This is a genomic window from Nonomuraea sp. NEAU-A123, assembly GCF_018603905.1.
In the GTDB taxonomy this organism is placed as follows: domain Bacteria; phylum Actinomycetota; class Actinomycetes; order Streptosporangiales; family Streptosporangiaceae; genus Nonomuraea.
The window spans coordinates 136,825-156,461 of sequence record NZ_JAHFZZ010000017.1 but is presented as its reverse complement, the minus strand read 5'-3'; the positions used below and the strand labels follow the sequence as shown (position 1 = coordinate 156,461).

Sequence of the window (19,637 nt, the reverse complement as noted above, 5' to 3'; positions counted from 1 at the left end):
CCACGTGACCGTCATCGCGAACCGCTACCGCCTGCTGTCGCCTCTGGGCCAGGGCGGTATGGGGACTGTCTGGCGGGCCGTTGACGAGCTGCTGCGGCAAGAGGTCGCCGTCAAGGAGGTACGTCTGCCGCCGGAGCTCGATCAGGCTGCCCGCGCGGAGCTGACCGAGCGCACCCTGCGCGAGGCCCGGGCCGCGGCGCGGCTGCGCTCCCATCCGTCGATCGTCACCGTCCTCGACGTCGTCATGGACGGCGGACGGCCCTGGATCGTGATGGAGCTGATCAACGGCCGCTCGCTCGACCAGATCGTCCGCCAGGACGGGCCGACCTCCCCCAGCCGGACCGCATGGGTGGGGCAGCACGTGCTCGACGCCCTGACGGCCGCGCACTCCATGGGCGTACTGCATCGTGACGTCAAGCCCGGCAACGTGCTGATCACCCAGGACGGGCGCGTTCTGCTCACCGACTTCGGGATCGCCACCCTCGCCGGGGACGTGGCGCTGACTCAGACCGGCCTGCTCAACGGCTCGCCCGGGTACATCGCTCCCGAACGGCTGCGCGGCGAAGCCGACGGCCCGTCGGCCGACCTGTGGTCGCTCGGAGCCACCCTGTACACCGTGGTGGAGGGCAGCCCGGCCTTCTCCGGCATGAACGCGGCCGCGGTGATGGCGGCCGTGCTGCTCCACGAACCCGCGCCCGCCCGCCTGGCGGGGCCGCTCGCGCCCGTGCTGGCCGCGCTGCTGGAGAAGGATCCGGGTCGGCGCTGCACTGCCGAGCAGGCCGCCGTCTGGCTGCGGGACGTCGCCCGGGGTGACGTGCCCGAGTCCGTGCCGACGGTCCCGCGGGGCCGGGCGCGCGCCGCGAAGAAGCGCAGAGCCGCCCTGGTGGGCGGCTCGGCCGCCGCGGCGCTCTGCGTGGCGGCGGGGCTGGTGATCTGGGTGAACATACGTGGCGGGCCCCATGATCCCGTCAAGGAGACGCTGCCATCCACCGGCTCCACCTCCTCCTCCCCTTCGCCCATAGCCGTGAAGCTGTTCAGGGCCCAGCCCAAGACCTGCCAGTTGCTGAGCAACGCGCAGGCACTCAAGTTGCTCAACGGAACGGTGAAGCGCCCGCTCCGCTCCACCATGCGCTGCCAATGGTCGAGCCCCAATAACGCGAGCATCATGGTCACCACCTATCGCGTCCCCACAGTCAAGAGCTGCAAGCTCAACTTCGACGGCGCGGTGACCCAGATGGGGGACGAGAAGGAGCGCTATCCGAAGACCAGGCTCCGGTCCGCTCGGCCGGCCGGATACCCGACCTACGCCTACACGCGCAACGCTCCCGAGATAGGCGCGGGGTTCCACCGTTCCGCGACGACGTTCTGCTTGACGAACGTCCAGGTGACCGTGGACTACTGGGGTCCGCGGGCCGGATACTTCCCCGTGGACCGCGCGGCCGCCTACGTCGTCGAGGCGTTGAAGGCCAAGCGCTGAGCGCGATCAGCCACTCCGTGGACGTTCGAAGTCGTCGTTCAGCAGTTTGAAGAAGGTGTCGCCGCGGACGATTTCAAAGGGGTCGGCCAGCAGGGCGCCGAGCTCGGCGACATCGGACGGCGTCCAGTTCCAGGCGTTGATCGCGCCGGCGATGAACAGCGGTGAGTTCCCGTCCCAGCCCTCGATGTGCTTCAGCAGCGTGTCGCGATACTCCTGGGCTTTCCCCTGGGGAGAGAAATTGCCGATCAGCGGGATACCGGCCGGGCGGGTCCGCAGGTCGCCGCTTTCCCACGATTGGATGATGCCGCGCAGCGGGGTGTTCTTTCTGTACGAGCCGGCGATGCGGTCGTCGAACGCCACCCAGCCGGTGTTCTCCGGGTTGCGGTAGTTGTAGGCGTAGACCAGGTCCATGCCGGTGTCGCGCAGGAAGCGTCCGCTGAGTTCGGTGTAGGCGTCCAGGTCCTTTGCCGGCCATGAGCCCGGATAGGTGTAGCCCGCGCCGGAGGGGCCCGAGATCAGCAGGTCGTTGGCGGTGGCCGTGCGCTGGTAGTACGCCAGGAGCGCGGGGCCGATGTCGGCCAGCAGGGGGCTGACGGTCCAGTTCACCGGCACGCCGCCGCGTTTGGGGTCGTCCCAGAGTTCGCGCATTCTGCGCTGGCAGTACTGGATGTTGTCGCCCTCGCCGAAAGTGAGGGTGAGGTAGACGCGGTTGCGTAACGTGGCCGCCGGTCTCGGGCGTACGCGGTTGGAGACCTTCGCGGGGACGCCCGCGTGCACGGTGGCGTTCATGTAATAGTCGGCGGGCACCACTTCGACGGCGTGCTGCGACGCGCGGTCCACGCCGCCCCATTCACCCGCCACGTCATTGGAGAACCAGCCCGCATAAGGGGTGGTGGGCTTCACCTTGCGGAAAATCTCGTCGAGTAACTTGCCCGTCTCGCCCGATGGTGGCAGCCAGAACACCATCGCGCGCATCGCCGCCGCGTAGTCGCGGAAATACGGGAAGGGCTCCACGCGCGTAGGCGCGGTGGTGGCGGCGGTGACCAGATATTGGTTCCACAGGTCGACCTCGACCAGGAGCTGCTGAGTCCCGGCCGGCGCGGTGAATCGGTAGATGAAATAGCCGCCACCGTCGGAGAAACGGTTGGCGTCCCCGCCGATCGAGGAATTGAGGCCGTCGAACAGGTATGGGGCCTCGGCGTCCGTACCCGGGATGAAGGACACGATGTCCTTGCCGTCGGCCTTCACCTTCACCGAGCCGACCGAGGCGCCCCAGCCGTCGTCGCCGAGGGAATCCTGGAAACGCAGGTAGACGCCGTCCTGGCCGGAGAGCTCCTGGCTCAGGTCGAAGGTGCGTACCGCCCGGTTGGAGGAGTCACGGATGCGCTCGCTCTCGCGGGCGATCTCCCGCCACTGAACGCCGTCCACCCGCACCGTCCTGGTCGGCGGGAGTCCGGTGAGCAGCGCGTGCGTGCAGCGGGGGAAGAGGTTGTCGAACTGCCACCGGTACGTCCCCAGAACGTCGTCGGCTTTGAACCGGCCGCGCAGGTCGGTGATGATTCTGAAGCCGTACTGGCTCGCCTGCTCGGCGGTGGCGGCGACGGCGTTCTCCAGCCCGGCCAGCGTGGTGGCGACGTTCACGGAGTCGGGCACCGCGGGATCGTGCACGATCGCGCCGCGCACCTCGTTCTTGTAGCGGGCGACGAGGTCGAGCGGCTGGCCGTGGCGTGTGACGGTGGCGCCGGTGCTGGACAGCCAGCGGAGGTCGTAGCCGGCGCTGTCGTAGTTGAAGTAGAGGCGCGGCTGCCGCCGGTTGACGATTCCCTGGAGGGTGGTCAGCAGAAGCTGGTCGTTTCCATGAAGCGCGCCGACGTCGGCGACGTCGAGCCGGGTGGGGCGGCCGAAATTCGGCAGGAGGGGGGCGGCGGCGGTACGGGTTGTGGCGGCGGCGGGGTCGGAGAGTGTGATTCCGAGGCTGCCGGCCGCGAGGACCACGCCATTCGCCCAGAGGAAACTACGTCGTGACACCATCAGCGATCGCTGCTCCTTGCTGGAGGGACCGGGACTGACATCGTTGTCATCTGCAGCGAACCTAACCGCCTGACGAAATGTTGTCCATGGTGTAAATACGCCTGCGGAGGCCCGGCGCGCGTCGCGATGAACAGGGGTACGTGACGCGTCCGGGCCTGCGGCTGTCAGTGGCCGGCGCTCATACCGCCGTCGACGTGAAGGATCTCGCCGGTGACGAACGGGGCGTTCTCGAGGAAGACCACCGCGTCGACGATGTCGCTCACCTCGCCCATCCGTCCGACCGGGTGCAAGGAGGCGAGGGCCTGGTGGGTCTCGTCGGGGTGCATCGGGGTCTTGATGGTGCCCGGCGAGACGGCGTTGACGCGTACGCCGCGGGTCGCGTACTCGATGGCGAGGGACTTGGTGGCGGACTGCAGGCCACCCTTCGTCAGCGAGGCCAGCGCGGAGGGGACGTTGGAGTTGGCGTTGTCGACCAGGCTGGTGGTGACGTTGACGATGTGGCCGCCGCCCTGAGCGAGCATGTGCGGTATGGCCAGCTGGGTGATGCGGAAGAACCCGGTCAGGTTCACCCCGCTCACGGTGGCGTAGTCGTCGGCGGTGTAGTCGCTGAAGGGCTTGGCGATGAAGATTCCGGCGTTGTTGATCAGAGTGTCGATACGGCCGAAGCGCTCGACGCCGGCGGCGATGACGCGCTCGGCGGTGGCGGGGTCGGCGATGTCGCCCTGGACGGTCACGACGTCGGCGTCGTTGGCGGGGGCGATGGTGCGCGAGGTGGCGACTACGCCATAGCCGAGCTTGCGGTAGGCGGCGACGAGTCCGGCACCGATGCCCTGCGACGACCGGTCTAACGGACAAGGGGGCCGCCTCTGTGTCGAGGCGACCCCCTTGTCTGCTCCGTCTACTCCTGACCCTCTTCAGGCAGGCCGTTGTCGAACTGCTTCGGCTGCACCTGCTTGTGCGGCTGGCCCCGCTCGGCCTTTGCCAGGGCGGCGGTGTCGGGATAGTCGGCGACGAAGGCGTCCACGCCCTGGTCCAGGTGCGCGCGGTACTCCGCCAGCGCGTCACCGTGGTCGGTCGGGATCTGGCCGCGGCGAAGCTGCAGGGGCAGGTACTGGTTCTCGCTGCGGAAGGTGTACACGCCGATCTTCAGCCCCGCCTTGTGCGTGTCGGACACCAGAGTCGTCGGGGTGCCAGAGCTGCCGTCCGGGTTGATCGGGATAACCGATGACTTGTCCGGCCCGATCCACTGCGCGTACTGCGCGATCTTCGCCAGCCCTTCGGGCTTCATCATGTCCGCGTAGGTCGTGGGGTCTCCGGCCGCCGTCAGGTCGTACGGCTGGCCGGTGGTGCCCAGGGCCTGCCACAGCGGCACGCGCAGGTCCTTGGCCACCCGCTTCAGACTGGACGGCTCGAACGACTGCACCACCACCGGGCTGTTCGGCCGGTTGAGCCCGTTGCGCTTGACGGTCTCGATCAGCGGCTCCTCCAGCGGCAGCCCGATCGACCTGAAGTAGGTCGGGTGCTTGGTCTCGGGAAAGACGCCGACCTGCTTGCCGTACTGGCGCGAGAGCCGCTTGGCCAGGTCGAGCACTTCCTGGAAGGTGAGCACCTGGTAGTAGCCGTTGTACACGGTGTTGCGCTGGCGGATCGCGGGCAGTCGCTCGACCGCGCGCAGCGTCTTCAGTTCGGCCAGCGTGAAGTCCTCGGTGAACCACCCGGTCACATTGCGCCCGTCGACGACCTTGGTGGTCTTGCGTGCGGCGAACTCGGGACGCAACGACACGTCGGTGGTGCCGGAGATCTCGTTCTCGTGCCTGACGACCAGCACGTGGTCCTTGGTCGGCACCAGGTCGGGCTCGATCCAGTCGGCGCCCATGGCCACGGCCAACTCGTAGCCGCCCTGCGTGTGCTCGGGGCGGTGACCCGCCGCGCCGCGGTGGCCGATGATGACAACCTGGGACCGGTCGGGTGCGGCTTCGGCTGGAGCCGCGCCGGCTCCGGCCAGGGGGACGAGGACGGCCAGGGTGGTGGCTGCGATCTTTCGCACGTGAGACTCCCGGCGGTGTCTGCACCGGAGACTTTCACCGGCGATCACCGCGGGCATTATGGTAAGGACCGAAATCCGCCTACGGGCCAATAACGGCGAAATTTCCGGTGACAAGCACGATCCACTCATGGCGGGATTGCCTAGAAGATCATACCTTCTTGACGACGATCGAGTCCGGGACCAGCTTCTCCAGGCCGTCTACGTCTGAGGTGAAGACGGTGACCTGCCCCTTCTGCTGTCGCGCGACGACGGCGAGCACCGCGTCGATCGCGTACTTGTGGCCGTGCAGCTTGGCATCGGCCAGGAGCCGGCGGGCCTGATCCTTCCCGATGTCGGCGACGTTGAGCCTCGACAGCACCCAGTCCCAGCGCCCATGCTCACGGCTTGGCTTGCTCACGCAGCCTCTCCGGCCTCGCGCTTTCCGCGGGCACGGCGGCGCTCGTGCTCGGCGTCGAGATCTTCCAGCTCCTCGATCGCTGCCGCTCGCTCCTCTCCTGTGACCGGCCCGTACTCCTCCCCCAGCCAGTTCACCAGTTCCAGCAACCGTCGCCTCACATTCTGAGGGGCTGTGTCGTCGGACCGCTGAGACGAACACACCAGATTGGCCTCAAGTAGGACCACGAGCGGCTTCGAAGCCGAGGTCGCTTACCACCCTTGCAAGGAGAACTGTCATGAACATCGCTCTGTGGAGCATTGCGGGACTGCTGGCCCTGATCTTCCTGGCCGGCGGCGTCGTGAAGCTGATCCAGCCCAAAGAGAAGCTGGCCGCCTACGGCTTGGGATTCGTCGAAGACGTCAGTACCGGCACCGTCAAGGCCATCGGCACCCTCGAGGTTCTGGCTGCGGTGGGTCTGATCCTGCCCGCCGTGCTCGACGTCGCGCCGGTGCTGGTGCCGCTGGCCGCCGTCGGTGTGGTGCTGCTGATGGTCGGCGCGATCATCACGCACCTCCGCCGTCACGAGGCCCAGGCGATCGTGGTGAACCTGGTCCTGCTCGCCCTGGCCGTCTTCGTGGCGTGGGGCCGCTTCTAGACCGAGGCGCTGCGCTGCGGGTTCACCTGCCGGTTCAGCGCAGGGTGGCGGTGAAGGTGCGGCCGTGGGTGTGGCGGGTTGTCGCCTGGATCAGGGTGCCGCCCGGTACGCGCCGTACCGTCACCCCTTCTTCGGCCGTATCGAGCCTGAGGTGGGCGCCGAGGAGGACGACGGAGACGCGGTCGCGTTTCATCGTGGGGTCGGACAGGGCGACGACCGTGCGCTTGCCGGACTGCACGATGACCGAGGCGGGGCCGTCGATGAGCAGGCGTTCGGCGTGGCGCGGGCCGTTGGAGAAGACGTTGGCGGCGACGATCCCGAGGGTCTTGTGCTTGATCGCTTGTACGTGGCGGTCGTTGGCCAGGACGGCCAGCCGGCCGTCCGTGTAGCCGCGCAGGTGGTTCTCGGTCGCGTTCGGGACCAGGGCGTAGGCGAGGGCGGGGACCGCGCCGGTGGTGGGGTGGGCGATCGAGGCGGTGAAGACGTTCTTGGTCACGCTGGTGTCGGGATTGGACGTGCGCACGACTCTGCGGCTGCGGGTCACCGTCTCCATACCGGCTGCGACGGGCTGCCTGGTGAGGAAGGCGTAGCCGACCGCGGTACGGCGGGTGCCGTTGGCGTAGTGGAGCCAGCGTGGGGGTGTGGTGTCGCCCGGCTGCCAGGCCTTGCCGTTCCAGCCCTCGCCGGTGAGTACGACCGCGTCGCCGGGGGCGGCGATGCGGCTGTCCACGGTGGTCACCGCGTCGCGGCCGCTCTCACCGGAGACGCCCGCGGCCAGCACCACGATCTCGTCGTCGAGCATGAACCAGGACTTGGTGGCGCGGGCGTTCTGGTAGGCGACGAAGTCGTCGGGCAGGATGCCCGCCTGTTTGGCGGTGTAGGCGGCGTCGTCGGACTGGACCATGCCGGCCGCGCCGTACGCGCCGAGCGTCGCGCCGCCGGAGAAGGCGTTCCCGGCGCGGGGGAAGTACACGTAGGTGTTCTGGGACTCCGAGGAGGAGGTGAAGTTCAGCGGGTGACCCGGGTTCTCGTACCAGAGCCGGCCGTACAGCTCGGGCACCGTCCGCCGCTCCTGCACCGGCGCGGTGATCCCGGCCAGCCGGTACGGCGAGACGGCCGTGTAGTAGTCGACGCCGAAGACCTCGCGCTGGTCCTCGCCCGCGAGGTAGAGGTAGTACGCGCCGTCGCCCTGGAACCAGGGCATGAGGTTCTCGCCGCTCATGTACTCGTATTTGCTGATCCGGTCGGAGCTGCGGGCCAGGGCGAAGGCGTAGCCGGGGCGCCGGTGGACGGTCCTGTCCATGGCGTTGAAGGCCACGCAGCGCTCGGGCGGGTTCAGGTCGGCGGCCGGGATGGCGGAGTCGGCGCGGATGGCCGCGTACCGGGCGACACTGATCGGGGAGACGAAGGCGGCCGTGTCGGCGGCCGGCAGGAACTTGACGTACTTCTTCAGGGCGAGCGCGCCCGCGCCCTCGACGTGGTCGGCCAGGTCGGTGATGGCCTCCACGACCACACCGACGTCGGCGTAGCCGGTGGTGGTGCGCGAGGCCGCCCGCCCCTTGACGATCTCCATCATCCACCCCTCGAAGATCAGCGGGGCGAAGCCGTCGGCGATCCAGCGGTACACCACGCCGGCCAGGTCGGAGGCGCCGCCGCTCGTCGCGCCCTCGAGCATCTTGAGGGTCTGTACGACGCGGGTCAGCAGGGCGCGACCGTAGGAGCCGGTGTAGGCGACGGAGTCGTGCTGGATGAAGGAGCCGTCGCGGTAGTAGCCGTCGGTGACCCCGTGCTGGAGGTTGTAGGGGTCGATCGTGGCGAAGACGGTGGCCTGGTCGGAGATGGCCTTGCCGACGCGGGCGTCGTCGCCGGTGAGCGCGCCCTGCAGGATCCGGTTGCCGGTGATGTCGGCCAGATTCGCGCCGGTGTGGAAGCGCGAGTCGAGGTCGACGTCGCCGTTCTTGCCGTTGCGCAGGTAGGCGTCCATCGAGGCGATGTAGGTCGCCGTCAGGTCGGGCCGTTCCTCCCGCAACCGTTCGGCCAGCAGGGCCAGCGTCCTGCTCACCTGGGTGGAGATGCCGATCTCCCAGTTGAACCAGTTGCCGTAGTAGCCCGCCGACTGGTGGCCGTAGTAGCGCTCGTGCAACCACAGCAGACCGTCGGCGACCCGCCGCTGGGCGGCGGCGTCACCGTCGAGCGCGCCGCCTGGTGTGCGGGTCGCGAGCGCGATCTCGTACAGGTACTGGAAGGCCAGTCGCAGGTTGGCGTCGTCGGTGCCGAGCCTCAGGCCGGAGAACAGTTCGCCGTCGCCCGCCTGGTCCATGGCGGCCAGCCGCTGCTTGGCGTTCCGGAGGATCGCCGCGAGATTGCCGGCGACCTCGGGGCGGGCGTTGACGTCCGGGGTCCCCGCGAAGATCGCCACGGTGTTGGCGAGCAGCCGCGCGTGATCGATCCCCACCGCGGCACGCGAGGGGGAGGCTACGGCGAGCAGACCGGCGGCGGGGAGCAGGGAGAGAACCTGGCGGCGAGACATGTGCGGCACGGCGGACTCCAGGCCGTTGGAGGGTATGCCGGGCTCACCTTACATGATCTACATTTGTCCGCCCAGAAGTCCGATCCTGGGCTGCGACGGCGTTTATCGAGCAAACGCTTGGTAGAGTCGGGGCGTGCTGCTGGAGGGCAAGGTCGCAGTCGTCACCGGGGCGGGTCCCGGGCTGGGTCGGACGCTGGCGGGGCTGCTGACCGAAGAGCCCGCGCCGTCGTCTACCTCGCCTCCGACCACGCCAAGGCCGTCACCGGCGCCACCATCGACGTCAATGGCGGCCAGCAGTTCACGTGACGGGTCCGGATCATCACATCTGGATATCTAGTGCTTTACCGTACCGTGATGCACTGATTTCGCTACTGTCGCTTCCGTCCCGTACGAGAGGAACCCCGGATGCGACGTTTACCCTCCGTTCTCGCTACCGCGCTCGCCGCGACCTCGCTCCTCCCATCCCCCGCCCTGGCGCAACCTGCCCGGAGCGGAGAGACCACGGCGGCCACCCATGTGACGGCGAAGGCGATCAAGGGGCAGGCGACCCTGTACGAGCTCCAGTCGGGGGGCGGCAACTGCTCGTATCCGTCACCTCCCGCCGGCAACCTCTACGTCGCCCTCTCCCCCGGCGAGTACGCCGCCGCGGCCGCCTGCGGCGGCTACCTGGACGTCACCGGACCGAAGGGCACCGTCCGGGTCAAGGTCGTCGACCAGTGCCCGGAGTGCCGGGCGGGGCACATCGACCTGAGCCGTACGGCCTTCGCCCGCGTCGCCGACCCCGGCAAGGGCCTGGTGGGGGTCACGTACCGCCCGGTCTCCAACCCGCGAGTCGCCAGTCCGCTCTCCTTCCGCGTCAAGGAGGGGTCGTCGCAGTGGTGGCTGGCCCTGCTGGTCGTCGACCACGGCAACCCGCTCACGTCGGTCGAGGTGAAGACCACCGGCGGCGCGTGGCGCAAGCTGGCCCGCGCCGACTACAACTACTGGATCGCCGAGTCCGGCGTGGGCCAGGGCCCCTTCACCGTGCGGGTCACCGACACCCGCGGCCACCGGGTCACGGCCAAAGGCATCCGTCTGACCCCCGCCGCCGTCCAGCGCACCAGTACCAAGATGTACTGACATTGCTTCTGGCCGTGGTGGTTCAGGACAGGCTCAGCCGTTGCGTCGCGGTCCGGCCCTGTCGCAGTGCGCGCCGGGCGACCACCGCGCCCATCCAGCCGCTGACCAGCGCGCTGGCCGTCACCGCCACCACGAAGCCCGGCGACGCCTGTGGCAGGCCCAGCAGCAGCAGGAGCGCGACGGGCAGCCAGGCCGCCATGTTGCAGCCCGCCGCCACGGCGAGCGTGCCGGCGCTGTTGCGCACGCCGGGCCCGAGCGCGGGGGTGTAGGCCGCGACCGAGGACAGCGGCAGCACCAGCGCGATGACGATCGGGGCGAAGAAGCCGCCCGTCATCGCGTCACCCAGCGGCCCGACAGGAAAGCCCGCGTCGGCGAAGACGAGCTGGTAATACAACTGGCAGAACAACCAGATCGGCAGGACGAGGAGCAGAGCCGTCGCGATCACCCCCAACGCCGTGCCCCGGGTGACGGGCAGCCGCCGCCCCGCGAGCACGGCCAGCGAGGTGATCAGCAGCGGCGCCGCCGAGAGTATCGCCGTGCCGCCCGCCACGATGAACAGCGACGTCGCCAGCGTCTCCAGCGCCTCGGCGAGCGCCCCCGTGTCCGCCGCCATGGCCCAGACGCCGTACAGGCTGGGCACGTCCCGCACGCCGGGGTTCCACAACGACAACAAGCCGTAACTGGTGATGGGCAGCACCAGCGGGAGCGGGATCAGCAACGGCTTGGCCCCCGGGACGCGCTCACGGTGCAGCCACGCGTCGGTCGCGCCCCGGGCCAGGTCGAGCACCGTCCGCAGGCGGACCGGCCGGGAGTCGAGCAGGTCGCGGACCTCCTCGCCATAGCGCCGCCGCCACACCGGCGGATAGAGGACAAGCACCCATCCGGCGACGATCCGCATCATGACGACCCCCAGGCCACGCCGGTGCGTTTGGCGCCCGCCAGCTCGATGCGGCGCAGGGTGGCGAGCTGCTCGCGCAGCGCCTCGCGCCCGCCCTCGGTGATCCGGTACGGCTTGCGCCGCTCCGCCGACTCGACCGCCTCGATCCAGCCGCGCTGCTCCAGCCGCATCAGCGCACCGTAGAGCGTGCCCGGCTCCAACGAGGTCCCCGAGAACTCCTCGATGTCGTTGATCATGCGGTAACCGTGTTTCTGACCCTCGGCCAGGCTGATGAGCACCAGCAGCGCCACGTCCGTGAAGCGCCCGAGGTCCGGTGTCCTGCGTCCCATCTATTAAGTAAAACTTAGTAAGTCCAACTGAGCAAGAACCGTGTGGCTCGGAAACCAGTCCGGCCCCGGCAACCGTGGGCTGCCCGGGCCAGAGGTTGACCCGTCAGGGCGTGGCGATACCCAGGTTGACCGGCAGGGACAGCGGGCCGATCGTGAAGAACGACGGGGAGTACGGGATGTCGTCGGGGTCGATCGCGAGGCTGAGCCCCGGGAATCGCCGGTACAGCGAGGCGAGCGCCAGTTGGCTCTCCAGCCGGGCCAGCGGCGCCCCGATGCAGTACCGCGGGCCGTGGCCGAAGCCGAGGTGTCCGGTCTGCTCGCGGGTGATGTCGAACTGGTAGGCGCTCTGGCCGTGCTCCGCCGCGTCGACGCCAATCGCCTGGAAGACCACGCCCACGGCGTTGCCCTGGGGGATGTGCACCCCGGCGATGGTCACGTCCTCCGCCGTGAACCGGAAGTTGCTCATCATCACCGAGTGGCGGTAGCGCAGGGTCTCCTCGACCACGTCGGCCCACCGGTCCTCGGCCTTGGCCAGGTCGAGCTGGCCGGGGTTCTGGGCCAGCGCCACGATGGCGTTGCCGAGCAGGTGGACGGTGGTCTCGTGGCCGGCGACGAGCATGACCCACAGCACGCCGACCAGTTCGTCGGTGGTGAGCTGGTCATCCTCGTCGCGGGCCTGAACCAGGCTGGTGGTGAGGTCGTCTCCCGGTTCGCGCTGCTTGTGCTCCACGAGTGCGTGCAGGAAGGCTTGAAGGTCGTTCTGCGTCGCGAACGCCTCCTCCGGCGAAGTGGTGTGCGCCAGCAGCGTGGCGGTCCACTTTCGCAGCCGGAGCCGGTCCTCGGCGGACACGCCGAACAGCTCGCAGATCACCCACATCGGCAGCGCCTCGGTGAAGGCGGGAACCAGGTCGGCCCCGTCACCGGTGGCCGCCACGTCATCCAGTAAGTCATCGATGATCTGCTGGATCCGCGGCTCCATGGCCTGCACCCGGGCGGGCGTGAACGCCCTGCCGATCAGGCCGCGCAGCCGCCTGTGGTCGCCACCGTCCATGGTGGCCAGGTGACCGCCCTGAATGATGGCGCGTAGCGGCCAGTCCTCGGGAATCGAGCCGTCGTGCAGTGCGGGCCAGTGCTGGGGATCCTTGAGGAAGGTCTTGTTGTCCCCGGCGAGGATCTCCCGCGTCGCCTTGTGGGTCAGTGCCAGGAAGGCGGGTACGCCCCCCGGGAACTCCACCTCGACCACGGGAGCGATCTCCCGATATCGGAGGCAGGTGTCGAGCGGGTTTTCGCCCACGACCGGAAAGGAGGGGAGGTTCGTCGTCATTTGACCCCTTGTGGAGGAACTCGGTAAATGATCAGCAACCCATCACATAGGGATTGGGGCCGAGAAACAACAGATGTCAGTGATCAGTGACGCGATGGTTACCTTGCGTCGCTCACGCGCCCGTCATCTGCCCGCGGTCACGGCCTTCAGCTCGTCCATTGACTCCCGGATGACCTGCGACCAGTCCGTCTGGCCGGTTTCGCCGATCCAGCGGTCGAACGCGACCCTGAAAACGGCGATCCCGACCTCGGCGGCCAGGCTCGCGGCCGGGTCTGCGATGCCACGCAGGCGCAACGCGCCGGCGAGCGCCGAGGCGAGTGATACGAGCTTGATCAGCTCACGCTCTCGAAGCTCCGCGTTCGCGGCGATGATGGCGTGGCGCTGCTGGGAGTGTTCGCGGCGCCCCTGAAACCGGGCGCCGGCGACCTCGAGGGCCGCGGCTATCGCGTCGATCGGCGCCACGGAATCAGGCGCGTCGGCGACGGCGTGCACGAGGAGTTCCTGCAGTGCGCCCTGGCCCCAGAACAGAACCTCGCGCTTGTCGGCGAAGTGCCGGAAGAACGTTCGCTCCGTGAGCCCCGCCCGCTTGGCGATCTCGGCCACCGTGGTCTGTTCGAACCCGCGTTCGCCATAGAGCTCCAGTGCCGCCTGCTCAAGCCGGCCGCGCGCGTTCGGCTCCCATCGCCCCATGCTCAGATCATAGTTGATGACAGTGACTGACATTGCTTGCTATGGTGATGACAGCAACTGACATCGATCGCGTCTCACCCGGAGGTTTCTCATGCGCGTTTTCGTCACCGGCGCGTCCGGCTGGATCGGCTCCGCCGTCGTCCCCGAGCTCATCGGCGCGGGCCACCAGGTCACCGGGCTGGCCCGCTCGGACGCCTCGGCCGCCGCCCTCACCGCGGCCGGGGCGCAGGTGCATCGCGGCACGCTTGATGATCTCGACAGCCTGCGGAGTGCGGCTGCCGCGTCGGAAGGCGTGATCCACCTCGCGTTCAAGCACGACATCGCTTTCTCGGGAGACTTCCAAGGCGCCGTCGACGCGGATCGGCGCGCTGTCGAGGCTCTCGGCGAGGCACTGGCGGGTTCTGACCGGCCGTTCGTCCTCGCCTCGGGGCTGATCGGACTCGCACCAGGGCGGGTGGCGACCGAACAGGACGGCCGTGGTGCGGGGCAGCCAGGCAGCGGCGTGCAGGGCCGGCTGGCCACCGCGCAGCTGACGCTCGCCCTCGCCTCCCGCGGCGTCCGCTCGTCGGTGGTACGACTGCCTCCGACGGTGCACGGCGAAGGAGACAACGGCTTCATGGCGACTCTGGTCGGCATCGCCCGCGACAAGGGCGTCTCCGGCTACCTCGGCGACGGGTCCAGCCGCTGGCCCGCCGCGCACCGGCTCGATGCCGCGCACGTGTTCCGCCTGGCACTGGAGAAGGCCCCGGCGGGATCGGTGCTGCACGTCGTCGCCGACCAGGGCGTGCCGATCCGGACCATCGCCGAGGTGATCGGCCGGCAGCTCGGCGTCCCGGTGGCCGCCATCTCTCCCGAGGACGCGGGCGAGCACTTCGGCTGGCTGGCCGGCTTCCTCGGGGCCGACAGCCCGGCCTCGAGCACGCTGACCCGCGAGCTCCTGGGCTGGCAGCCGACCCACCCCGGGCTCATCGACGACCTCGACAAGGGCCACTACTTCCGCCTTAGCTGATCTACCGATTCGGGACTAACGAGACAGCCCAGAAAGCGGACAATAGGTACAAATCATTCGGATGGCTGGGGAACGCCAATGGTGGACATCGATGTTCCGATCTGGGCCGCACGTCTGCGGGTCCTGCGCCGAGGGCGGCTGTGGAGCCACCGGGAGCTCGGGAGGCGGCTGGCCGACGCGGCGGACGAGACGTCGCGTGATCAGTTGCCCGCACCGGAGACGCTCAGCGCGATGATTCGTCTCTGGGAGACCGGCGAGCGGCGGCCCGACGAGTCGTACGCGGAGTTGCTCTGCCGGGCGTTCGGCGTGGCGGAGGCGGATCTCTTCGTCGGGGACGCGGCCGGCACCACTCTGTGGCACTACCTCACCGGCATTCCGCTGCGGTCGGGGATGTTCACCGCCGAGGAGGAGGAGCGCACCGGCCGGGCGATCGAGGCACCCCAGCGGGCCGATGAGGGAACCGTCCGTTACTTCCAGGCCACCCTCGACGCCTACGCCCGGACCGATCTCCGGCCCGCCGACCTGATCCACGTGCTGCGGCCGGTCTTCGCCGGGATCGAGGAGTTCCACCGCGAGGCCGGTTCGCCTGTCAGGCGGGCCTTCCTGATGCTCGCCGCGGAGAACGCCGAGCTGATCAGTCGCATGCACCACGAGGCCGGCGACCCTGACGGGGCGCTGGCGTGGTCGGACGAGGCCATCCGCGACGCGCGTGAAGCGGCGGACGCGCTGCTGGAGGCGTATGCGCTCGCCCAGCGGGGCGGTCTGTGCGACATCGGCGATGATCCCGGCCGGCTCGTCGATCTCGCCGTCGCCGCCCGCCAACGCGCCCACCTTCCGCCGCGGGTGGACGCCCTGTCGCGGGATCACGAAGCGCAAGGTCACGCCCTCGCCGGGGACGGGGACATGTGCCGTCGCCGCCTGGAGGAGTCGGCGCAGTCGCTGGAGGAGCCCGGCGACGAGACGCCCTACCGGTTCGACAGTTCCGCCGAAGCGCACAACGCGCTGTGCGCCGGGTGTCTCGTCGATCTCGGTCAGGCCGGCGGCGCGATCGAGATCCTGGAACACGAACCGCCCAAGGCGCAGCCGACCTATGCCATCGCGTACGCCATGGCCCGCATGGCCCACGCGTACGCCGACGCCCACGAGAGGGAGCGGTCGGCCGAGGCGGCCCGTCAGGCTCTCGCCCTGGCCAGGCGGAGCGGCGCGTTGCGAGCGCTGCGCGAACTCGCCAGAGTCCAGCTCCCGCGCCAGGACGCGAGACACAGACGCATCCTGCTGTAGCGAGTAATGCGTTCTTTTCTCTTTGCTAGCTCCAACCAGTGAATTACCAGGCTTTGCTGGAGGGGAATGCAGAGTTCTTTGGGGGGCCGTCATGGCTCGTTCTCGTATCGTCTTCTCGCTCTCACTGGTCGCGGCCATCGCGCTGGTGGCGCTGGTACTCGGGGTGGTGGGCGGCCGGGCGACGAGTTCGGCCGTACAGGCTGCGGGCGGCGGCGCGGGCGGGGCGGCCAGCGGCAAGAAGATCGACGTGATCATCAAGGCGAGCGATTCATCCTTCTGGCAGACGATGATCGCCGGGGCCAAGCAGGCGGGTGGGGATTTCGGGCTCAACGTGAGCACCTTCGGCCCGACGTCCGAGACGAACATCGACCAGCAGGTGCAACTGGTGGAGAACTCCATCTCCCGGGGCGCTGACGGGCTGGTCATCGCGCCCAACTCCTCCAGCGCCCTGAACTCGGCGATCGACCGGGCGCGCAAGGCGGGTATCAAGGTCATCACCGTGGACAGCCGCGTGACCGCCCCCTCCGAGGGGTTCATCGGCACCGACAACGTCAAGGCCGGAATGCAGGCGGGCAAGCGCATGTGCGAGCTGCTCAAGGCGCAGAACAAGACGAGCGGCAGTGTCATGATCGAGTCTTCCGTGGCCGGCATCCAGTCACTCGTCGATCGGGACGCCGGCTTCAAGCAGGGCATCGCGATCAACTGCCCGCAGGTCAAGGTGGCGATGCAGCGCTTCAACAACAACGACATCAACACCGCGGCCTCGCAGGTCAACGACGCGCTGACCGCCAACCCGAACCTGGCGGGGGTCTTCGCCGACAACAACACCTCAGGTGTCGGCGCGGCTCGGGCGATCCAGGACAACCACGCCGCCGAGACCGTCCCCGTCGTGGCGTTCGACTCCGACCCGCAGGAGAACGCCGCACTGTCCGCCGGCACCATCGACGCGCTGGTGGTGCAGAACCCCTACTTCTTCGGCTACCAGGGTGTCCTGGCCGCCGGGATGGCCACGGTCAAGCGCATCCCGCCGCGTGACATCGATCCCGGGGCGGTCGTGGCCGACAAGGCGAACATGACCGAGCCCGACGTGAAGCAGCTGCTCAACCCGCCGACGATGAAGGCGGAATGATGGCCGATCCCGTCGTCGAACTGCACGGCGTCTCCAAGGCCTTCGGCCCCGTCCAGGCGCTCAGCGACGTCTCGCTCCGGCTGGTCCCCGGCCAAGTCAACTGCCTCGCCGGGGAGAACGGCGCGGGGAAGTCGACCCTGATCCGGGTGCTGACGGGTGCGCTGCGCCGGGACAGCGGCAGCTACGAGATCGACGGCCGGCCGGTCAACACGCCGACCCCGGCATCCGTACGGGCGGCCGGCGTCCAGGCCGTCTACCAGGAGCTCAGCCTGCTGCCCCACCTGTCGGTCGCGGAGAACCTGTTCATGGGCCGCCTTCCCGCCCGCACCGGGATCATCGCCAGGGGCCGGCTGCAGGCCAGCGCCAGGAAGGCCCTCGACGAGGTCGGCCTGACGGAGCTCAGCCCGCAGGCGATCGTGGAACGGCTCCCGGCGGCCACCCGCCAGCTCGTGGAGATCGCCAAGGTGCTGACCGCGGAGTCCGTCAAGGTGATCGTCTTCGACGAGCCGACCACGGCGCTCACCGAGGCGGAGTCGGAACGGCTGCTCCAGCACATCCTGCGGCTGCGCGAGCGCGGTATCGCGATGCTCTACGTGACCCACCGGCTTGAGGAGATGTTCGAGATCGGCGACTGGGTGACCGTCCTGCGGGACGGTGGCCTGTCCGAGGCCGGGCCGATCAGCGGGTACGACGAGGACCGGCTGATCACCGCCATGGTCGGCCGGGAGATCAGCTCGCTCTATCCGGAGACCCATCGGCACGCGGGAACGCCCGCGCTGCGGGTCCAGGGGCTGCGCCGGTTCGGCGGCTCGCCGAGCATCGACCTCCAGGTCGGGGCCGGGGAGATCCTCGGCATCGGCGGGCTGCTGGGGGCGGGACGGAGCGGGTTGCTGCTGTCCATCTTCGGCGCCGCGCCCATCGTGGCCGGTCAGGTGGAGGTCGGGGGCAAGGCGGTGAAACCGTCCGGACCGCGCACGATGATGAACGCCGGGGTCGGGCTCCTCACCGAGGACCGCAAGGTGCTGGGCCTGTTGCCGGAGCTGTCGATCCGGGAGAACGTCACCATCGCGAGCCTGCGCAGCGGCTCTCGCCATGGTCTCCTGCCCGGCCGCGAACAGGCCGAGGAGGCGGACCGGCTGCTCGACAGCCTGCGGCTGCGGGCCGGTTCCTATGACCAGCCGGTGTCGACGCTGTCCGGCGGCAACCAGCAGAAGGTGCTGCTCGCCCGCTGGCTGCTCACCAAACCGAAGGTGCTGATGTTCGACGAGCCCACGAAGGGCATCGACGTCGGGGCCAAGGGCGAGCTGTACACCGTCATCGGTGACCTGGCGGCGCGCGGGCTGGGGATCATCGTGGTCTCGTCGTACCTCCCGGAGCTGCTGGGGCTCGCCGACCGCATCCTCGTGCTGCGCGACGGGGCCATCGCGGGCGAGCTGCCCGGCTCCGCCACCGAGGAGGAGGTGCTCCGCCTGGCGAGCGGCAGCGGAGGCGCCGAGCCTCCGCCCGCCGCGGAGGAGAGCCCGCACGACCCAGGAGGGGTGAGCCGAGATGCCTAAGCTGATCTGGCGCGAGCCGATCGAGACCACGACGATCACCAACCGGCCACCCACCGCCGAAGCAGGCGGAACAGCCGAAACAACCGACGCGGCGGCACTGGAGACGGTGCCGCAGCCCAGGCAGACGGCCGAGACGAAGGCCGAGCCGAGGCGGCGGGTCATCACGCTGGGAGACATCGCCGGACGGGAGAGCGGCGGGCTCGTCGTGCTGCTCGTGGCGATCGGCGCTCTCACGCTCGCCAGCGATGAGTTCCTCACCGGCAACAACCTGGCCAACCTCGCCCGCCAGGTCGCCATCTTCGGGATCATCGCGGTCGGCCAGCTCCTGGTCATCCTGACCGCCGGGATCGACCTGTCGGTCGGGTCGATTCTCGGCCTGTCCGGCGCCTCCACCGCGCAGTTCCTGGTCGCCGGTATGCCGATCCTGCCGTCGATCCTGCTCGGAGTGGCGATCGGCACCGCGCTCGGGATCGTCAACGGACTGCTGGTGACCCGGGCCCTGCTGCCGCCGTTCATCGCGACGCTGGGCATGCTCGGCATCGCCCGCGGATTGGTCCTGGTCACCACCGATGCCCAGACCATTCAGGGCGTACCGGACGCATTCCAGGTCATCGCCAACGGCACGGTCCTGGGCATCCCCAATCTCCTCATCATCGCCGCGGCGATCACCGCCGTGATGTGGTTCGTGCTCGCCCGGACGGTCTTCGGCCGCTACATCTACGCCGTCGGCTCGAACCCGGAGTCGGCCCGCCTCGCGGGCGTCCCCGTGCGCATGGTGACGGTCTCGGTCTACATGATCTCCGGCCTGCTCGCCGGTCTCGGCGGGGTGCTGCTCGCCTCCCGCCTGGGCGCGGGCATCCCCACCGCAGGCACCGGCTTCGAGCTCAACGCGATCGCCGCCTGCGTCATCGGCGGCGCGAGCCTGTTCGGCGCGAAGGGCAGTGCGATCGGCGCCGCCACCGGTGCGCTGATCATGGGCGTACTCAACAACGGCGGCAACCTCCTGGCGATCAACGCCTTCTACCTCCAGATCGCCATCGGCGTGCTCATCCTCGTCGCGGTCGGGTTCGACCAGCTCAACACCAGGCGGTCGGCCGCGAGCGGCTGATGACGCAGGCTGGGTGCCGTATTTAGGACGGCAGATTTAACGATATTGACATCTCCACAAAACGGACTCTAGGTTGTG

The 19,637-nt window shown here is 69.1% G+C and carries 18 protein-coding genes; 8 read left to right on the top strand and 10 right to left on the bottom strand.

Annotated elements, in window-relative coordinates; genetic code table 11:
• The first annotated feature begins 4 nt into the window (after positions 1–4).
• Entirely contained in the window at positions 5–1,477 is a 1,473-nt protein-coding gene (locus KLK06_RS41040) for a serine/threonine-protein kinase (RefSeq protein ID WP_214641081.1), read from the top strand.
• 6 nt (positions 1,478–1,483) lie between these two features.
• Here the strand turns inward: KLK06_RS41040 and KLK06_RS41035 are convergent, their stop codons facing one another.
• The 5 genes from KLK06_RS41035 to KLK06_RS41015 all read right to left on the bottom strand — a co-directional run bounded on the left by KLK06_RS41035 (position 1,484) and on the right by KLK06_RS41015 (position 6,110).
• The gene (locus KLK06_RS41035) at positions 1,484–3,508 is read right to left on the bottom strand and encodes a GxGYxYP domain-containing protein (RefSeq protein WP_214641080.1); all 2,025 of its coding nucleotides are present in this window, start codon (positions 3,506–3,508) and stop codon (positions 1,484–1,486) included.
• A 164-nt stretch (positions 3,509–3,672) separates the two neighbouring features.
• Positions 3,673–4,335, bottom strand: a complete 663-nt coding sequence (locus KLK06_RS41030; protein WP_214641169.1) for an SDR family NAD(P)-dependent oxidoreductase — start codon at positions 4,333–4,335, stop codon at positions 3,673–3,675.
• A 71-nt stretch (positions 4,336–4,406) separates the two neighbouring features.
• On the bottom strand, positions 4,407–5,555 hold the full coding sequence (locus KLK06_RS41025) for a glycerophosphodiester phosphodiesterase (RefSeq protein ID WP_308168686.1): 1,149 nt from the start codon (positions 5,553–5,555) through the stop codon (positions 4,407–4,409).
• A gap of 148 nt (positions 5,556–5,703) precedes the next feature.
• On the bottom strand, positions 5,704–5,952 hold the full coding sequence (locus tag KLK06_RS41020; RefSeq protein ID WP_308168685.1) for a hypothetical protein: 249 nt from the start codon (positions 5,950–5,952) through the stop codon (positions 5,704–5,706).
• Entirely contained in the window at positions 5,949–6,110 is a 162-nt protein-coding gene (locus KLK06_RS41015; protein WP_214641078.1) for a hypothetical protein, read from the bottom strand. Before KLK06_RS41015 ends, KLK06_RS41020 begins: the two co-directional genes overlap by 4 nt.
• A gap of 116 nt (positions 6,111–6,226) precedes the next feature.
• Here KLK06_RS41015 and KLK06_RS41010 point away from each other — a divergent pair, with 116 nt between their 5' ends.
• Complete coding sequence (locus KLK06_RS41010) at positions 6,227–6,586, top strand: DoxX family protein (RefSeq protein WP_214641077.1); 360 nt, start codon at positions 6,227–6,229, stop codon at positions 6,584–6,586.
• Between the two features lie 34 nt (positions 6,587–6,620).
• On the opposite strand, the gene KLK06_RS41005 is transcribed toward KLK06_RS41010, so the two are convergent.
• Positions 6,621–9,116, bottom strand: a complete 2,496-nt coding sequence (locus KLK06_RS41005) for a polysaccharide lyase family 8 super-sandwich domain-containing protein (protein WP_214641168.1) — start codon at positions 9,114–9,116, stop codon at positions 6,621–6,623.
• Positions 9,117–9,521: 405 nt separating this feature from the next.
• On the opposite strand from KLK06_RS41005, the gene KLK06_RS41000 reads away from it, so the two are divergent.
• Positions 9,522–10,235: an expansin EXLX1 family cellulose-binding protein gene (locus tag KLK06_RS41000; protein ID WP_214641076.1), complete on the top strand. Its 714-nt coding sequence runs from the start codon at positions 9,522–9,524 to the stop codon at positions 10,233–10,235.
• A 22-nt stretch (positions 10,236–10,257) separates the two neighbouring features.
• Here the strand turns inward: KLK06_RS41000 and KLK06_RS40995 are convergent, their stop codons facing one another.
• The 4 genes from KLK06_RS40995 to KLK06_RS40980 form a co-directional block, all read right to left on the bottom strand.
• Positions 10,258–11,136, bottom strand: a complete 879-nt coding sequence (locus tag KLK06_RS40995) for a hypothetical protein (RefSeq protein WP_214641075.1) — start codon at positions 11,134–11,136, stop codon at positions 10,258–10,260.
• Positions 11,133–11,462 carry a PadR family transcriptional regulator gene (locus KLK06_RS40990; protein ID WP_214641074.1) on the bottom strand — a complete coding sequence of 110 codons (330 nt, stop codon included), beginning with the start codon at positions 11,460–11,462 and terminating at the stop codon, positions 11,133–11,135. Before KLK06_RS40990 ends, KLK06_RS40995 begins: the two co-directional genes overlap by 4 nt.
• 103 nt (positions 11,463–11,565) lie before the next feature.
• On the bottom strand, positions 11,566–12,786 hold the full coding sequence (locus tag KLK06_RS40985) for a cytochrome P450 (protein ID WP_214641073.1): 1,221 nt from the start codon (positions 12,784–12,786) through the stop codon (positions 11,566–11,568).
• Between the two features lie 123 nt (positions 12,787–12,909).
• A complete protein-coding gene (locus KLK06_RS40980) occupies positions 12,910–13,476 on the bottom strand; it encodes a TetR family transcriptional regulator (RefSeq protein WP_214641072.1) in 567 nt (188 codons plus the stop codon).
• A 91-nt stretch (positions 13,477–13,567) separates the two neighbouring features.
• On the opposite strand from KLK06_RS40980, the gene KLK06_RS40975 reads away from it, so the two are divergent.
• From KLK06_RS40975 to KLK06_RS40955, 5 genes are all read left to right on the top strand, one after another.
• The gene (locus KLK06_RS40975; protein ID WP_214641071.1) at positions 13,568–14,485 is read left to right on the top strand and encodes an SDR family oxidoreductase; all 918 of its coding nucleotides are present in this window, start codon (positions 13,568–13,570) and stop codon (positions 14,483–14,485) included.
• A gap of 78 nt (positions 14,486–14,563) precedes the next feature.
• Entirely contained in the window at positions 14,564–15,766 is a 1,203-nt protein-coding gene (locus KLK06_RS40970; RefSeq protein WP_214641070.1) for a hypothetical protein, read from the top strand.
• A gap of 91 nt (positions 15,767–15,857) precedes the next feature.
• Positions 15,858–16,895 (top strand): ABC transporter substrate-binding protein, encoded by a 1,038-nt coding sequence (locus KLK06_RS40965; RefSeq protein WP_214641069.1) that lies wholly within the window; start codon positions 15,858–15,860, stop codon positions 16,893–16,895.
• Positions 16,892–18,451, top strand: coding sequence for a sugar ABC transporter ATP-binding protein (locus KLK06_RS40960; RefSeq protein WP_250906787.1), 1,560 nt, complete (start codon positions 16,892–16,894; stop codon positions 18,449–18,451). The genes KLK06_RS40965 and KLK06_RS40960 overlap by 4 nt, the downstream gene beginning before the upstream one ends.
• A complete protein-coding gene (locus KLK06_RS40955; protein WP_214641068.1) occupies positions 18,444–19,559 on the top strand; it encodes an ABC transporter permease in 1,116 nt (371 codons plus the stop codon). The genes KLK06_RS40960 and KLK06_RS40955 overlap by 8 nt, the downstream gene beginning before the upstream one ends.
• The last annotated feature ends 78 nt before the right edge of the window (positions 19,560–19,637 follow it).

Excerpts from the sequence above, each read along its gene's own strand:
- KLK06_RS41005 (WP_214641168.1), bottom strand. The coding sequence starts at position 9,116 with ATGTCTCGCCGCCAGGTTCTCTCCCTGCTCCCCGCCGCCGGTCTGCTC.
- KLK06_RS40970 (WP_214641070.1), top strand. The coding sequence starts at position 14,564 with ATGGTGGACATCGATGTTCCGATCTGGGCCGCACGTCTGCGGGTCCTG.
- KLK06_RS41000 (WP_214641076.1), top strand. The coding sequence starts at position 9,522 with ATGCGACGTTTACCCTCCGTTCTCGCTACCGCGCTCGCCGCGACCTCG.
- KLK06_RS40960 (WP_250906787.1), top strand. The coding sequence starts at position 16,892 with ATGATGGCCGATCCCGTCGTCGAACTGCACGGCGTCTCCAAGGCCTTC.
- KLK06_RS41035 (WP_214641080.1), bottom strand. The coding sequence starts at position 3,508 with ATGGTGTCACGACGTAGTTTCCTCTGGGCGAATGGCGTGGTCCTCGCG.
- KLK06_RS40965 (WP_214641069.1), top strand. The coding sequence starts at position 15,858 with ATGGCTCGTTCTCGTATCGTCTTCTCGCTCTCACTGGTCGCGGCCATC.
- KLK06_RS40995 (WP_214641075.1), bottom strand. The coding sequence starts at position 11,136 with ATGATGCGGATCGTCGCCGGATGGGTGCTTGTCCTCTATCCGCCGGTG.
- KLK06_RS40975 (WP_214641071.1), top strand. The coding sequence starts at position 13,568 with ATGCGCGTTTTCGTCACCGGCGCGTCCGGCTGGATCGGCTCCGCCGTC.
- KLK06_RS40955 (WP_214641068.1), top strand. The coding sequence starts at position 18,444 with ATGCCTAAGCTGATCTGGCGCGAGCCGATCGAGACCACGACGATCACC.
- KLK06_RS41010 (WP_214641077.1), top strand. The coding sequence starts at position 6,227 with ATGAACATCGCTCTGTGGAGCATTGCGGGACTGCTGGCCCTGATCTTC.
- KLK06_RS40980 (WP_214641072.1), bottom strand. The coding sequence starts at position 13,476 with ATGGGGCGATGGGAGCCGAACGCGCGCGGCCGGCTTGAGCAGGCGGCA.
- KLK06_RS40985 (WP_214641073.1), bottom strand. The coding sequence starts at position 12,786 with ATGACGACGAACCTCCCCTCCTTTCCGGTCGTGGGCGAAAACCCGCTC.
- KLK06_RS40990 (WP_214641074.1), bottom strand. The coding sequence starts at position 11,462 with ATGGGACGCAGGACACCGGACCTCGGGCGCTTCACGGACGTGGCGCTG.